Origin of the sequence: Arthrobacter sp. NPDC057013, from assembly GCF_042674585.1 — a bacterium.
In the GTDB taxonomy this organism is placed as follows: Bacteria; Actinomycetota; Actinomycetes; order Actinomycetales; family Micrococcaceae; genus Arthrobacter.
The window spans coordinates 65,674-80,273 of the sequence record NZ_JBHUSE010000017.1; the positions used below are offsets into that span (position 1 = coordinate 65,674).

A 14,600-nucleotide genomic window follows, 5' to 3' on the forward strand; every position below is an offset into this window, starting at 1 on the left:
CACGCCGTGACCGCACTGCCGGGATGGGGCCGCGCTGCCGGCCCCGTCCAGGGCACCGGCAACAGCTCTTTTTCCGGCGGCCGCCGCGTCCTGCACTCCCGCGCCGTCTCGCTGGTGACCGCCGCGTCCTGTGCGCTGCACCTGTGGCTGGTCGCCGGAAACCACCACGGACCGTGGCTGGGTGCCGTGATGCTCGCGATGGTCGGGGTCTGCCTGCCGTGCGCCGTGCACCTGTGGCGCGGCGGCAGGGAGAAGGCCCTGCGCCAGGTGATGGGCTGCGCGCTGGCCATGACGGCCCTGCACGCCGTCCTGCTGCTGGGCGGTTCCGCCTTCTCCGGGGGAGGTGCCTCCGGCCACTCCCATGCCGGGGCAGCGGTTGGCGCGGATTTCCCAGGGTCGGGCACTTTGAGCTCGGGTGCAGGGGGCCTGCTGGCCGTCGTCGTGCTGGAAATTACGACGGCGTTCCTCGCCGCGACGCTGCTGGCCCGCCTTCGCTCCGTCCCCCCGGGCTGCGGCCCTGTTCCATGCTGAAATGGAGCCCTAACTGAAGGCCTGTATGCGGATGATGGGGTGCGGATGATCCTGCTCGATTCACTGGAACGACAGATTGTGGCTGCCTTGCAGCTGGATCCCCGCTGCCCGTGGCGCAAGATGGCCGCCGTCCTGGGCGAGCCGGAGCGCACCGTGGCCCGCCGCGGTGCTCAGCTCCTGGAATCCGGCGCCGTCACCGTCGCCGCGGTCCGGCCGCATCCGGCGTCGATGCTGGTGGAAATGCGCTGCATCCCGGGAACGGCCCGCGCTGCCGCGCAGTCGCTGGCGCAGCGCTCCGACACCACGTTCGTGTACACGGTCACCGGCAATGGGGACTGCGTGGCCGAGATCCTCACGGACCCGGACAGGATGGGGGACATCCTCTCCGACGAACTGCCGTCCACCATCGGGCTGCGGCATTCCGTGAGCTATCCGGTGCTGCGGTACTTCCGGACCATCCAGGGCTGGCGGCCGGAGATGCTTACCGCGGAGCAGGCAGACGCCCTGCGCTCGCCGGTCGCTGCGGACACCGGCGTACATGCGGTGCGGCAACCCCTGAACCGCCAGGACACCGAGCTTGTGGAGGCACTCTGTGCGGATGGGCGCATGAGTTTCGAAGCGCTGGCCCGGCGCGTCGGGGTCTCGGAGGCAACCGCCCGCAGGCGCTGCGAATGGCTGCTCGCCAACAACCAGGTCCAGCCTCGCGTGGTGGTGGAACCGGCCGCCCTGGGGCTCGCCGTCGAGGCCCTGCTGTGGATCAGGGCCGCACCGCACCAGGTGGAGCAGCTCGGCAGGAGCCTGGCCGGGCTGCCCACGGTACGCTACGCGGCAGCGATTGCTGGTGGCTACCAGATCGTGGCCGACGTGACCGTGCCCGACCAGCCGGCCCTGTACCGCCTGATCACGGCTTCCGGCTGGGCGGCACAGGCCTCGTCGGTCGACGTGTCCGTACTCCTGGATGCCCGCAAACGCGGCGGGCACATCATGCGCCCTGCCCGGACACCGGCCTGAGTCCGCCGCGTCCGGCGGCCGGCGTGCCCAGCTCAGACCCGCCCAAATCCGGGGCAACCGCGGCGTACCGGGTCTGCTGCTCGAACGCCCCCGCCCAGCGCAGCAGCTGCACATCGGTGTAGTGGTTGGAGGCCAGCTGCAGCCCGATGGGCAGCCCGGAGCTGCCGAACCCGGCAGGCAGGCTCAGCACCGGCAGGCCGGTGGCCGAGAGCAGGCACGCCGACCGCATCCAGTCCAGATAGGTTTCGGAGGGGACGCCGGCTACCTCCTGGGGGTAGCGCAGGGACGCGTCGAACGGCAGCACCTGCGCGCACGGACTCGCAAAGATGTCGTAGCGCCGGAAGAAGTCCTGGACGCTGTATTCGAGCCGGGTGCGGGCGGCATTGGTGGCAATGATGTCCTCGGCGGTGAGGGCCTGCCCCTTGGCGACGTTCCACCGCACCTCCGGTTTGATGAGTTCGCCGGATTCGGCGACCAGGCCGCCCAGGCCGGCCGCGAAATCCAGCGCACGCGTGTTGCCGAAGACAAGGTCCGCCTCACTGAAATTCGGGCACGCCTCCTCCACCACTGCCCCCAGTTCCTCGAACACCGCGAGCCGGCGTTCCAGATGATCGGCGACGTCAGATTCCACGGGAACACCGATGCCAAAGTCCCGTGACCAGCCGATCCGCACCCCGCGCATGTCGGTCTCAAGCCGGGACCTGAAATCCGCCGGATCCACCACCTGCGGGTGGGGCACGCGCGGATCCCGTCCGGCGGTGACCGACATGAACAGTGCGATGTCCTCCACGGTCCGCGCCATCGGCCCGGTCCGCCCCAGCCAGGACCAGGCGTTGATATCGGACGGTACGGGAATGACGGCCTGGGACGGCCGGAACCCGACGATGTTGCAGAAGGACGCGGGAATCCGAAGCGAGCCGCCCATGTCGCTGCCGTCACCCATCGGCTGCACACGGGAACCCACGACGGCGGCCACCCCGCCGCTGCTTCCGCCCGCACTGAGGGCCGGCGCGTACGGATTGGTGGTGGTGCCGAAGAGGTCGTTGAACGTGTGGGACCCTGCCCCGAACTCGGGAACGTTGGTCTTTCCCGTGCTGACCACGCCGGCGGCCTTGAGCCGGGCGATGATGAGGTCGTCCTTGGCCGGCACGAAGTCCTTCAGCACCACCGAGCCCTGGGTGGTGCGCATTCCGGCGGTGTTGTTCGTGTCCTTGTGGGTCAGGGGCAGGCCGTGCAGGGGCGGCAGCCCGGCGCCGGAGGCTGTGAGTTCGTCGGCGCGGGCTGCCAGCTTCGCGGCGCCCTCGGCGTCGAGGGTCACCACCGCGTTGAGCCGGGGATTCACCTCGGCAATGCGTTCAAGGTGGCAGTCAAGGGCCTCCCGTGCAGAGATTTCCCTGTTCCTGATGGCGGCGGTGAGCTCGACAGCGGAAAGTTCGCTGATGGCGTCAGACATGGTGCTCCTTCGGGCGGCGGTTGAAGAGTGCGCGGTTGTATTTCCCTGAAGTGTGGAGGACCGGGAGCAGGAGTGGAAGGCATCCGCCCTCGAAACCGCGGCATGACTGATCCGGCCAGAATTTTGGCCGATTCCGCCATCCCTTGCCGTCCCGAGCCAGCGTCCCGGACAGTATTCCTAACCTGCTGGCCGATCCGGTCGGAGGTCCAGATTCCGCAGCACGGCGGTCCAGCCCGCGGCATCAGCATCACCGGCCCACTGCGGCCCTAAACAGGAGGCTCCCATGCACGCACCCCTGGCCCCCACCGGCTCAACGGACATCCTTGCAGTCGCCAACGCCCCCGTCCTCTGGCTCTGCGTGGCAGGCGTCTTCGGCGTCGTCGTGGTCCAGTCGCTGACCTTTCTCCGGGCAGTGCGGCGGGCAGCACCCTCGGTGCAGATGACACCAGGAGATATCAGGACGTCATTCCGGTCCGGTGCCGTTTCCGCGATTGGCCCCTCACTCGCCGTCTCGCTCGTGGCCATCGCGCTGCTGGCACTCTTCGGCGCACCCGCCGTGCTGTCCCGGATCGGACTCATCGGCTCCGCCGCCTACGACGTCTCGGCAGCCGGCATCGCGGCAGGCACCCTGGGAGCCAAGCTCGGCGACGCGAGCTACACCCAAAGCGTTTTCGCGGTGGCCTTCTTTGCCATGAGCATCGGCGGCGCCATGTGGATGATCGCCACGCTGATCCTGACCCCGCTGCTCCGCCGCGGCGACGCCAAGGTACGCGCGATCAACCCGGCGGCCATGGCCATCGTTCCCGCGGCGGCCCTCATCGGGGCCTTCGCGTGCCTGGGCTTCACAGAGCTGCCTAAGTCCGGCACCCACATGGTCACCTTTGCCGTTTCCGCCGCAGTGATGGCGCTGTCCCTGCTGCTCGCCAAGGCGCTCGGCAAGAGCTGGCTCCGGGAGTGGGGCCTGGGCATCTCGATCGTCGCCGCCCTTGGAGCGGCATTTGTCACGACAGTCGGCTGACCCCGCATCAGGCAACCCTGACCGCCCACCCAGACCCGTCACCCAGACCCGTCACCCAGACCCGCCCACCCCAGACCAGCCACCCAGTTAGCCCCATCGTTAAGGACAGGAACCATGACAGCCACCAGCACCGCACCCTCCGCCACGGACCAAGCCATGGCCGAGTTTGACCGCACCACCTCCCGCTGGGGACGCGCCACCATGATCGCGGGCCTGCTGGTGTCCGTGGCCGGCCCCCTGTATCTTGTCTTCGCCGGAGGACTGGACATCCCGCCCGCGCAGCTCTGGATCGCCTTCGCCGCCGTCGCTGCCACATTCGGGATCATCTGGATTGTGGAGCCGCTGACCTATTACCCCATCCTCGGGCCGGCCGCCATGTACCAGGCCTTCATGATCGGCAACATCTCCAACAAGCTCCTGCCCGCGGCCCTGATCGCGCAGACCAACATCGGCGCCAAGCCCGGGACCCGCCGCGGCCAGCTGGCTTCCGTCGTGGCGATCTGCGGTGCGGCCGCCGTCCACCTGGCTTCCCTCGCCATTTTCGTGGGCCTGCTGGGAAGCTGGCTCATCAGCGTTATCCCGCCCGCCATCATGAACGTGACCCGGCTGTACGTGCTGCCCGCGGTCCTCGGCGCCGTGCTGGTCCAGGCCATCGTCTCCATGAAGCAGCCCCGGACCACCGTCATCGCCCTGGCCGTGGCAGCCGCCGTCGTCTTTCTGGTCCTCCCGGTGGTTCCCGGACTGGCCATGGTGTCCACCGCCATCGCCGTCCTGGGGACGGTGCTGTTGGCGTGGTTCCTTCGGGGCCGGCAGCCCGGTGCGGTGGACCGGCCGGCGCAGCCGGTCCACCTCGAGTAGCTGGTCAACCCCGTAAACAAGGGTGCGTTACAAAGAAGGGTGCGTTCCGCAGTTCGCGGCGGAACGCACCCTTATCGCTGTGCCCGGCTGCTTTACTGTGCCCGACTGCTTACTGTGCCAACAGGGTTTACGGGGCCAGACGGCGGAACTCGGAGCCGAAATGCAGCAGCGGGTCCGGAACCTCTGACGGTTCCGCCCCGCTGCCCATGGCCACCACCTCGCCCACGACCAGGAGGTGGGTGGCGGCAGAATGGAGCGACACGGTGCGCAGTTCGAAGTAGGCCAGGCAGCCGTCGATGATCGCAGCTCCCGTGGCCGGTCCGCGCCGGAACGGGACCTGCGCCAGCAGCCCGTGCAGCGGCGTCCCCGGACTGGCCAGCCACGTCGCCGTGCCCTGGTGCTTGCCGGAAAGCACGCTCAGGGCCCAGGTGCCCGCCTCCTCCACGGCCTCGCCAATGCGGGACTCCGCGTACAGGCTGACCAGCATGGTGGGCGGGTCGTAGGAAACCGGGAGGAAGCCACTCACCGTGGCCGCGTAATCCCTGTTCCGCAGCCGGGTGGAAACCACGGCGACGCCGGCGGTGATGTCCGAACTCAGCCTGCGATACAGGTCCACGTCGGCGTCCGACGGCGGTCCATCGCCCAACACGCGCGCGTCCAGCGGCCCTGACATTTCCATAAGCCCCATCGTTCCATGTGGGGCCGCTGGTCGGGCTGTGAACAGTGTGATGAACTCACTACGACTGTGGCGCATCTAACGCAATGGTGACCCAGCATCTGTAAGCCAATGGCCCGCCGTCGTTAACCCTCCGTTCATCTCCCACCCCAAAACTTGTTACCTGCGGCCCATAACTTCAGTAAAGGTACAAAAAGTACGCATCGCACGTTCGGACGTCTCCGGTCCGCACCGCATCAGAAACCCTGGAAGGGGTACACCCAGTGAAGGCACTCCGCTTCGGCCGCCACGCGGCAATCGCTGTTATCGCCGCTGGCGCACTCGCGCTCACCGCCTGTGGTTCAGACAACGCCACGAACACCGCCCCGGCAGGCAGCGCCTCCGCCGCCGGCACCAAGGTCACCGGCACCCTGACCGGCATCGGCTCCTCCGCGCAGGGCGCGGCCATGGACGTCTGGAAGACCAACTTCGCCTCCGCCAACCAGGGCGCCACTGTACAGTACTCCCCGGACGGCTCCGGCGCCGGGCGCAAGGCCATCCTCGACGGTTCGGCACAGTTCGCCGGCTCCGACGCCTACCTGAAGGACGAGGAACTGGCTTCCGCCAAGAAGGTGTGCGGCCCCGAGGGTGCCATCGAGATTCCCGTCTACATCTCGCCGATCGCGATCGCGTTCAACCTGCCGGACATCACCGAGCTGAAGCTGGACGCGCCCACCGCTGCCAAGATCTTCCGCGGCGAAATCGCCAAGTGGAACGACCCCGCCATCGCCGCCCTGAACCCGGACGCCAAGCTTCCGGACCTCGCCGTCACCCCGGTGAGCCGCTCTGACGACTCCGGCACCACCAAGAACTTCACCGAGTACCTCTCCGCTGCCGCTCCCGATGTCTGGAAGGACAAGGCCGACGGCATCTGGCCTGCATCCCTCAAGGGCGAGAACGCCAAGGGCACGTCCGGCGTCGTCAAGACCGTCACAGACACCCCCGGTGCCGTGACCTACGCTGACGACTCCGCCGTTGGCGGCAAGCTGGGCGTCGCCCAGATCAAGGTCGGTTCCGAGTTCGTCAAGATCTCCCCGGAAGCCGCCTCCAAGGCAGTCGACCTCGGCAAGGCTGTTGAAGGCCGCGCTGACACCGACGGTGCCATCAAGCTTGACCGCACCACCACCGAGGCCGGCGCCTACCCCGTGGTCCTGGTTTCCTACCACATCGTCTGCTCCACCTACGACAAGCAGGAAACCGTTGACCTGGTCAAGGCCTTCGAGAAGTACGTAGTCTCCGAAGAAGGCCAGAAGGCTGCCGCCGAGTCCGCCAAGTCGGCTCCGATCTCCGCCACCCTGGCCGCGAAAGCCGTCAAGTCGATCGAAACCATCAAGGTCAAGTCGTAACGTTTGACCCGAACGCCGAGGTTCCCCGCCCAGCCGCCAGGCAGGGCGGGGAACTTAGCCGTGTAAAGCGCGGTCACAGCACGATCCGTATCTCTGCATCACCAACACCGAAGGGCCGGGTATGACCACCACCTCCCTGACCAGTTCCCGAGGCGCCGGCCGCACCGGGGACAAAGTCTTCTCCGGAGCGGCCCTCGCGGCAGGCTGCCTGATCCTTGCAGTACTTTTCGGGGTGGCGCTCTTCCTCGTCATCCAGGCGGTTCCCGCCTTCACCGCACCCGCCGCGGACATCCAGGGCGGCGAGGGCTTCTTCGCCTACATCTGGCCGATCGTCGTCGGCACCCTCATCGCCGCCATCATCGCACTGGCCATCGCCACGCCGGTATCCATCGGCGTCGCCCTCTTCATCTCGCACTTCGCCCCGCGCGGCCTCGCATCAGGCCTCGGCTACGTGGTGGACCTGCTCGCCGCGATCCCCTCCGTTATCTACGGTGCCTGGGGCGCGGCCTTTTTGGCCCCCCAGATCTCGCCCGCCTACGGCTGGCTGGCTGCGAACATGGGCTGGCTGCCGATCTTCCACGGCCCCGCCTCCGCCACGGGCAAGACCATCCTGACCGCCGGCATCGTGCTATCCGTCATGGTGATTCCCATCATCACCTCGCTGTCCCGCGAGATCTTCCTCCAGACCCCCAAACTGCACGAGGAAGCAGCCCTCGCGCTGGGCGCCACACGCTGGGAAATGATCAAGATGTCCGTGCTGCCCTTCGCCCGCCCCGGCATCATCAGCGCCGTTATGCTGGGCCTCGGCCGCGCCCTGGGCGAGACCATGGCCGTGGCCCTGGTGCTGTCCTCCGGTGCTCTCACCGCCAGCCTGATCCAGTCCGGCAACCAGACCATCGCCGCCGAGATCGCACTCAACTTCCCCGAGGCCAGCGGCCTCAAGGTGAGCACGCTGATCGCCGCGGGCCTGGTCCTGTTCGTGATCACCCTTGCCGTCAACATGATCGCCCGGTGGATCATCAGCCGGCACAAAGAATTCTCGGGAGCCAATTAAATGACCTCCACCCTGACCCCGGTCCGCAAGCGGTCCGCCCTGACCAAGGGCCAGCTGCCCAAGTACGCCCCCTACGTGGTCCTGGGCGTCGCGCTGGTCCTCGGGGCCGCCATCCTCGCCCTGATCGGCTTCAACGCCTTCGGCTGGGGCATCGTCTCCGCCGTACTTTTCGCTGTCGGTCTCGTGGGGTGGAGCGGTGCCGTTGAGGGGTCGCGCAAGGCCAAGGACAAGCTCGCCACCTGCCTTGTGGTGGGCGCTTTCCTGGTTGCACTGCTCCCGCTGATCTCCGTCATCTGGACAGTCGTTGTTAACGGCGTGCCGGGCCTCCTCAACCCGGGCTTCCTGGGTACCTCGATGAACGGCGTCACCGGTGTGTTCGACAACCGGGCGGCAGATGGCACCGGGCCAGTCATCGGCGGCATCTACCACGCGCTGGTCGGCACGGTGCAGATTACCCTGCTGGCCACGGTCATCTCCGTCCCGGTGGGCCTGCTGACGGCGATTTACCTCGTCGAGTACGGCAACGACCGCCCGCTGGCCCGCGCCATCACCTTCTTCGTGGACGTCATGACCGGCATCCCGTCCATCGTGGCTGGCCTCTTCGCTGCCGCGTTCTTCTTCGCGGTGGTTGGCCCGGGCACCAAAACCGGCGCCGTCGCCGCCGTCGCGCTGTCCGTGCTGATGATCCCGGTGGTGGTCCGCTCCAGCGAGGAAATGCTGAAGATCGTGCCCAACGAGCTCCGCGAGGCCGCCTACGCGCTGGGCGTGCGCAAGTGGCGGACCATCCTCAAGGTGGTCATCCCGACGGCGATCTCCGGCATTGCGTCCGGCGTCACCCTGGCAATCGCCCGAGTTATCGGTGAGACCGCCCCGATCCTGGTGACCGCGGGTTTTGCAACGAGCATCAACAACAACGTGTTCGGCGGGTGGATGGCTTCGCTGCCCACGTTCATCTACACGCAGATCCTGAACCCCACCTCGCCGTCCAACCCCGACCCGTCATCGCAGCGGGCATGGGGCGCGGCCCTGGTCCTCATCATCCTGGTGATGCTGCTCAACCTCGGTGCCCGCCTGATTGCCCGGGTCTTCGCACCCAAGACGGGCCGCTAAGCCGGCTTCCCTTACCGGCCCCTGCGGCCGGGACTTAGACTTCATTTCATCCGAGCAAGTTAAGGAACATCATGTCCAAGCGCATCGACGTCAAAGACCTGAACGTGTACTACGGCAATTTCCTGGCCGTGGAAGACGTCAGCATCAACATCGAGGCCAAGTCCGTCACTGCGTTCATCGGCCCCTCCGGATGCGGCAAGTCCACCTTCCTCCGCACGCTGAACCGCATGCACGAGGTGCTGCCGGGCGCCCGGGTCGAAGGTGAAGTGCTGCTCGACGGGGACAACCTGTACGGTCCCGGCGTGGACCCGGTCACGGTGCGCTCCCAGATCGGCATGGTGTTCCAGCGGCCCAACCCGTTCCCCACCATGTCCATCCGGGACAACGTCCTGGCCGGCGTGAAGCTGAACAACCAGAAGATCTCCAAGGGCGAGGCCGACGCCCTCGTGGAGCGCTCGCTCCGCGGCGCCAACCTCTGGAACGAGGTCAAGGACCGCCTGGAGAAGCCTGGCTCGGGACTGTCCGGCGGCCAGCAGCAGCGCCTCTGCATCGCCCGCGCCATTGCCGTGGAGCCGCAGGTGATCCTCATGGACGAGCCCTGTTCCGCCCTGGACCCGATCTCCACCCTGGCCGTTGAGGACCTCATCAACGAGCTCAAGGACCAGTACACCGTGGTGATCGTGACCCACAACATGCAGCAGGCCGCCCGCGTCTCGGACAAGACGGCGTTCTTCAACATCGCGGGCACGGGCAAGCCGGGCAAGCTCATCGAGTTCGCCGAGACCAGCACCATCTTCAACAACCCGAGCCAGAAGGCCACCGAGGACTACGTCTCCGGCCGCTTCGGATAGGCCCACCACCACCGATTGCTCCGTAACTGCCCCTTCCACGCGGAATAAGGGCAGTTACGGAGCAACCGTATTCTAGGCGGCTATCAGCGGGGAGAGGGCCAGCTCGAGGACGAAGGCGCCCGCGGCCGTGGTGGCGGGCGTCAGGACCCAGAGCGCCAGAATCCGGGTCACCAGCTTGCGGTGGACGGTGGCAAACTGCTGGTTTTCCCCGGCCCCGAGCACGGCCGACGTAACCGTGTGGGTGGTGGACACGGGCCAGTGCAGGCCGATGGCGCCAACAAACAGCAGGAGCGCACTGAAGCCCTGGGCCACCACGCCGCGCAGCGGATCGATCCGGGTGAGCCGGTAGCCAATCGTGTGCGAGATGCGCCAGCCGCCAAACATCGTGCCCGCCGTGATCGTGGCCGCAGACAGCAGCGCCACCCACATGGGAAGCGAACCGCCGTCGGAATAGCCTGCCGCCAGCAGCGCCAGGATGAGTACGGCACTGACCCGCTGGCCGTCCTGCAGCCCGTGGCCGAAGGCCACGGCGCCGGCGGCAATGGATTGGGCGGCCCGGAAGCGCTTGTTGACCACGCTCGGCTGGGTATAGCGCGCGGCCCAGGTGACGGGGAACACCAGCAGATAAGCGGCGATGAAGGCTATGACCGGCGACAGAACCAGGGGGAGGACCACCTGGAACAGGAGCGACTGGTCCACGCCGCCCACGGAAGTGCCGCCCACCACCGCGCTCGCGGTTCCGGCCCCGGCAAGTCCTCCCACCAGGGCATGTGTCGAGGAGGAAGGAACGCCGCGCCACCACAGGAAAATGCCCCACCCACACGCGCTGGCAAGGCCGGCGGCAATGATGGTCAGGCCGCTGTTCCCCGGCGGCAGGAAAACCCAGTTCTGGCTGATGGCCACCGCCAGTCCGGCACTGAAAAGAGCGCCGACAAGGTTGAAAAGGGCGGCCAGCAGCACAGCTACGGAGGGTGTCAGGGCGCGCGTGCGCACGGCCAGGGCCACGGACGTGGACACGTCCCGAAAACCGTTGAGAAAGGAAAAGGTCGAAGTGAGGAGCACCACCAGGGCGAAGATGAACAGCGTCACCTCAGGATTCCTTGACGATGATGCTGCCCACCAGGGTGGCGATCCGGCGCATGTCCTTGGTGACGTCCACCAGCTGGTTGGCGATGTCCCGGTTGCGGGCATACTGGGCCGACTTCATGTCCTTGAGCATGTCTGCGACCCAGACGCGGTGCGTGCGCTCGGCCCGCTTGGCCAGGCGCAGGACCTCAATCCAGTAGTCCTCAAGGTCGTCCAGGTTGTTCAGCCGGCGCATGGCGTCAGCGGTCAGCTCGGCCTGCCGGCTGATGATCTCCAGCTGGTCGGCTGCGCGCTTCGGGAGCCGGTCCAGGTTGTACAGCGCCACCAGCTCGGCCGCGGCGTCCAGCTTTTCAATGGCTTCATTCAGGCTCTGCGACAGGGCATACATATCCTCACGGGGGAGGGGATTCACGAAGCTGGTGCGCATATGCGTCAGGAGGGCAAAGTGCAGCTCTGCCGACTTTGCCTCGTGGTTGTGCATGTCCTCCACCAGCCGGTTGTGTTCGGTGGCCGGCGCGCCCAGGATTTCCGCCATGGTGGCGCTGGCAAAAACGATCTGCCGGGCCAGCTGCGAAAGCAGGTTCAGGCCTGCCGGCTCCTGGGGAAAAAGGCGCAGCTTCATGAGTACCGGTCTCCGGAGGATTGTCAGGGCGGGACGCCGCGGGAGTTTGACTTGACCTCCGAGCCGCAGCTAGTCAGTACTTTACCGGCACCTGCGTTGGGGCATGAAAATGGTGCCGAACCGGATACGCCTCTCGGCGGTAGGCCGCTCTAGGCGGCTAAATGTTGAAGCCCGGGGGTTTCGCGGTTCGGCACCTATTTCAGTGTTCTACTTTGGCTGGGCCAAGTCAACATTGACAGATCGGGCCTGATGGGTCAGTCGAGCTCGCCCAGCCGCCAGGCGTTGGCGGCGTGTTCCAGGTCCTCTGCAGTCTTCACGAGCAGGTGGGAGTTGCGCGTCAGCTTGCGCGCATGGCTCTCGTTTGAGTGCTCCGCGCCGTCCGCCAGCGTGGCCTGGCCCAGCGCCACCACACGGCAGAACGCGGCGGACCGCTCGAGCGCAACGTCGAAGTCGCCGTCGAAGGCTCCGGACAGGATGGCGTCCGCCATGACCTTCATTTCATCGGCGCCAGGTGGTTCGGCAGCCCCGGCCACCACATTGGAGACCTGGGCGGTGTCCTTGCCTGCCTTGAAATAAACGGAGATGCGCTCCGGATCCTGCACCGTTGCCGCGCGGAGGGCATACAGCCGCCACAGCGCGCCGGGCAGCGACCGGGCCGGGCTTTCGGCCCACATTTCCGCTATCGCCTCGAGGCCCTGCTCGTCGGCAAGCTTGACCAGCCGTTTGGTGATGACGGGATCATCGCTGTCCCGGCCGTGGCGCACCAGGGCCTGCGCGGCCAGGTGCGCGGCTTCCGAGACACGCGCCGGATCGGCGCCGCCTGCGAAAGGTTCGAAATCAATGGGCGCAAAAGGCTTCGGTTTGTGGTGCCGCTCCGCCCCGCCCGGGCCGCTGGTTCCTGCTTTCTGGCTCATGGTCCCACGCTACTCCTGCATGGAAGCGGAATCGAGCGTCCGCTGCGGTGCCCGGGTAGCGCCCCCACAGGCCGAAACCCTTGCCGCGTCCCGGCAAAGACACGTTCGACGACGGCCGCGGGGCGCCGTGCTGAAGTCGCCACGGTCTGGGGTACAGTATTAAACGTCCAGAAATGGACTGGAACTGTTTCGCGATTGCAGGCTGTTGAGGCCCGCATTCCAGCAGGCAGTTTGGGCCTTTAGCTCAGTTGGTAGAGCATCGGACTTTTAATCCGTGGGTCGTGGGTTCGATCCCCACAGGGCCCACTCTTTTAGCGAAGAGTGGAAAGTCCCCGGCTTCCTGGCAACAGGAATCCGGGGATTTTTTATGTCGGGCTTGGCCTGTGTCCGGCTCAGCCTTTGTCCTGCTCAGGGGCTTAACTCGCTGCGGGCAGGATGTCCTCCGCAGCCTGAAAGCCTTGCCGCCCCCGTGCCGGGCAGCCCGGAAGGCCGGTATCCCCCTCGGCAGCCGGGCCGGTCCTCTCCCGGCCGGGCTCCACCTTCGCTCCCGCCGTCACGTCCAGCCCGAACAGCGTTTCAAGGGCAGCGGTGTACTCGTCCTGCCGCCCGGCTGCCGCCAGCTCGCGCGCCCTCGAGGTGGGTACATGCAGAAGCTGCCGCACCACCCGCCGCAGGGCGAATTCAACCGCTTCCGCCGTGGCCGTGCAGCCGTGCTGGCTCTTCACCTTGGCCACTTCACCAGCCAGTACCGACTGCATGTGTCCACGCAGCGCCACGATCGCCGGATCCAGCAGCCGCGCCTGCCGGTCCTCCTCAAACTTCAGGGCGGCCAGCCGGACCAGGTCGCCGGCCTGCCGCACCACGTCGGTCTGTTCACGCGGCGAGGCCAGCCGCACATGTTCCAGCGTGATGAGGCCAAGGCCGGGCAGTTCGCCCAGCTCCGGTTCAAAGTCCCGGCTGAGGGCGAGGTCGACGACGACGGGCGGCCCGGCAGCGCCCTGCCGGAAGGCCAGGAATTCCTCGGCGCTGAGCCTGGGGCCGCGACCGCTGCAGCCGATCACTACATCCGCTCCGCGGACGGCCGCGGGCAGTTCCGCGGAGGTCAGGCCGGTGGCACCGCGGGCCGACGCAAATGCTTCGGCCCGTCCGGACCAGGAAAACACGGACACCGCCGTGCATGCCCTTGCCGCCAGAAGCGCAAGGGTGGATCCGGCGTAGGCGCCGGTGCCGATGACCACCACGGAGAGGCCGGACAGGTCCCGGCGACCCAGTCTGGCCATGGCCAGGTCCAGCGCGACGGACACCATGGAGCGGCCGGCATCACCCAGGGCAGTCAGCGACCCGACGTCGCGGGCGGCACGGGAAGCTGCCTGGAAGAGCCGGACCAGGGATCCGCTGGCAGACCCGGTCTCCTGGGCCGAGGCAAGGCAGCGTCGGAGCTGCCCGGCGATTTCCCGTTCGCCCACCACTGCAGAGTCGAGGCCGGCACCCACGGCGAAGAGATGCTCGGTCATTGCCGTGCCGGTCAGGCAGTCAAGTGCCAGGGCGAGTTCCTCGGGGGAAACAGCCGAGCATGTGCTGATGACCTCCAGAATGTGCTTCCTGGTAGTGTCCGGATCCGCGCCCGGAGCAACGTCGCAGTAGACCTCGAACCGGTTGCATGTGGAGAGCACCACCGCTCCCGCCACGCCCTCCAGGTCCGCAAGAACATCGGACGTGATCCGGACGGGTCCCGAACCGAGCCGGGCGAGGAACTCGAGGCCGGAACCCCGGCCTTCCCCGCCGCCAACCGGTTCGGGGTCCCCATCCCCACACCGGAGAGCTGTTCCCCGGTACGGTGTGCGGGCATGATGGGAGACCACAAGAGCAAACTGCCGTTCTGACGGGGCTAATCCCTCGATGGATTCCCCTGCACCCTGCAACAATTCGGCCCCCTTCCGCCGCAACGTTCCCCATCCTGTCCTGCCGCGCCACTTGGAGGCCGCCCCGGGTAGTGGCCGCCCGCTTAACGCACAAGAGGCCACCGCTTCC

General features: G+C 67.1%; 14 protein-coding genes and 1 tRNA gene. 9 read left to right on the top strand and 6 right to left on the bottom strand.

The features are described from left to right. The first annotated feature begins 6 nt into the window (after nucleotides 1-6). Together ACFTSA_RS18550 and ACFTSA_RS18555 are read left to right on the top strand one after the other, a co-directional pair. Nucleotides 7-531 (top strand): hypothetical protein, encoded by a 525-nt coding sequence (locus ACFTSA_RS18550; RefSeq protein WP_377953134.1) that lies wholly within the window; start codon nucleotides 7-9, stop codon nucleotides 529-531. Between the two features lie 45 nt (nucleotides 532-576). Then, nucleotides 577-1,542, top strand: coding sequence for an Lrp/AsnC family transcriptional regulator (locus tag ACFTSA_RS18555; RefSeq protein WP_377953136.1), 966 nt, complete (start codon nucleotides 577-579; stop codon nucleotides 1,540-1,542). On the opposite strand, the gene ACFTSA_RS18560 is transcribed toward ACFTSA_RS18555, so the two are convergent. Beyond that, the gene (locus ACFTSA_RS18560) at nucleotides 1,514-2,995 is read right to left on the bottom strand and encodes an amidase (protein WP_377953137.1); all 1,482 of its coding nucleotides are present in this window, start codon (nucleotides 2,993-2,995) and stop codon (nucleotides 1,514-1,516) included. The two genes, ACFTSA_RS18555 and ACFTSA_RS18560, sit on opposite strands and share 29 nt — an antisense overlap. Nucleotides 2,996-3,278: 283 nt before the next feature. Between ACFTSA_RS18560 and ACFTSA_RS18565 the strand changes: the two genes are divergently transcribed. Continuing rightward, nucleotides 3,279-4,013, top strand: coding sequence for a DUF5058 family protein (locus ACFTSA_RS18565; RefSeq protein WP_377953139.1), 735 nt, complete (start codon nucleotides 3,279-3,281; stop codon nucleotides 4,011-4,013). Nucleotides 4,014-4,127: 114 nt separating this feature from the next. Next, a complete protein-coding gene (locus ACFTSA_RS18570) occupies nucleotides 4,128-4,871 on the top strand; it encodes a hypothetical protein (RefSeq protein ID WP_377953141.1) in 744 nt (247 codons plus the stop codon). Between the two features lie 127 nt (nucleotides 4,872-4,998). Here the strand turns inward: ACFTSA_RS18570 and ACFTSA_RS18575 are convergent, their stop codons facing one another. Next, the gene (locus ACFTSA_RS18575; protein WP_377953143.1) at nucleotides 4,999-5,550 is read right to left on the bottom strand and encodes a flavin reductase family protein; all 552 of its coding nucleotides are present in this window, start codon (nucleotides 5,548-5,550) and stop codon (nucleotides 4,999-5,001) included. Nucleotides 5,551-5,810: 260 nt separating this feature from the next. Here ACFTSA_RS18575 and pstS point away from each other — a divergent pair, with 260 nt between their 5' ends. The 4 genes from pstS to pstB all read left to right on the top strand — a co-directional run bounded on the left by pstS (nucleotide 5,811) and on the right by pstB (nucleotide 9,947). Continuing rightward, nucleotides 5,811-6,932, top strand: a complete 1,122-nt coding sequence (pstS, locus tag ACFTSA_RS18580; protein ID WP_377953145.1) for a phosphate ABC transporter substrate-binding protein PstS — start codon at nucleotides 5,811-5,813, stop codon at nucleotides 6,930-6,932. A 121-nt stretch (nucleotides 6,933-7,053) separates the two neighbouring features. Continuing rightward, nucleotides 7,054-7,986 (top strand): phosphate ABC transporter permease subunit PstC, encoded by a 933-nt coding sequence (pstC, locus tag ACFTSA_RS18585; protein ID WP_377953148.1) that lies wholly within the window; start codon nucleotides 7,054-7,056, stop codon nucleotides 7,984-7,986. Then, complete coding sequence (gene pstA, locus ACFTSA_RS18590; protein WP_377953150.1) at nucleotides 7,987-9,096, top strand: phosphate ABC transporter permease PstA; 1,110 nt, start codon at nucleotides 7,987-7,989, stop codon at nucleotides 9,094-9,096. A 71-nt stretch (nucleotides 9,097-9,167) separates the two neighbouring features. Then, nucleotides 9,168-9,947, top strand: a complete 780-nt coding sequence (gene pstB / locus ACFTSA_RS18595) for a phosphate ABC transporter ATP-binding protein PstB (protein ID WP_003799400.1) — start codon at nucleotides 9,168-9,170, stop codon at nucleotides 9,945-9,947. 72 nt (nucleotides 9,948-10,019) lie between these two features. On the opposite strand, the gene ACFTSA_RS18600 is transcribed toward pstB, so the two are convergent. From ACFTSA_RS18600 to ACFTSA_RS18610, 3 genes are all read right to left on the bottom strand, one after another. Beyond that, nucleotides 10,020-11,036 (bottom strand): anion permease, encoded by a 1,017-nt coding sequence (locus tag ACFTSA_RS18600; protein WP_377953151.1) that lies wholly within the window; start codon nucleotides 11,034-11,036, stop codon nucleotides 10,020-10,022. Between the two features lies 1 nt (nucleotide 11,037). Further along, complete coding sequence (locus ACFTSA_RS18605; protein WP_377953153.1) at nucleotides 11,038-11,655, bottom strand: DUF47 domain-containing protein; 618 nt, start codon at nucleotides 11,653-11,655, stop codon at nucleotides 11,038-11,040. Between the two features lie 254 nt (nucleotides 11,656-11,909). After that, nucleotides 11,910-12,569, bottom strand: a complete 660-nt coding sequence (locus ACFTSA_RS18610; RefSeq protein WP_377953155.1) for a hypothetical protein — start codon at nucleotides 12,567-12,569, stop codon at nucleotides 11,910-11,912. A 233-nt stretch (nucleotides 12,570-12,802) separates the two neighbouring features. On the opposite strand from ACFTSA_RS18610, the gene ACFTSA_RS18615 reads away from it, so the two are divergent. Further along, nucleotides 12,803-12,875: transfer RNA gene (locus ACFTSA_RS18615), tRNA-Lys, on the top strand. A gap of 110 nt (nucleotides 12,876-12,985) precedes the next feature. On the opposite strand, the gene ACFTSA_RS18620 is transcribed toward ACFTSA_RS18615, so the two are convergent. Further along, nucleotides 12,986-14,431, bottom strand: a complete 1,446-nt coding sequence (locus ACFTSA_RS18620) for a glutamyl-tRNA reductase (RefSeq protein ID WP_377953156.1) — start codon at nucleotides 14,429-14,431, stop codon at nucleotides 12,986-12,988. Nucleotides 14,432-14,600: the final 169 nt, after the last annotated feature.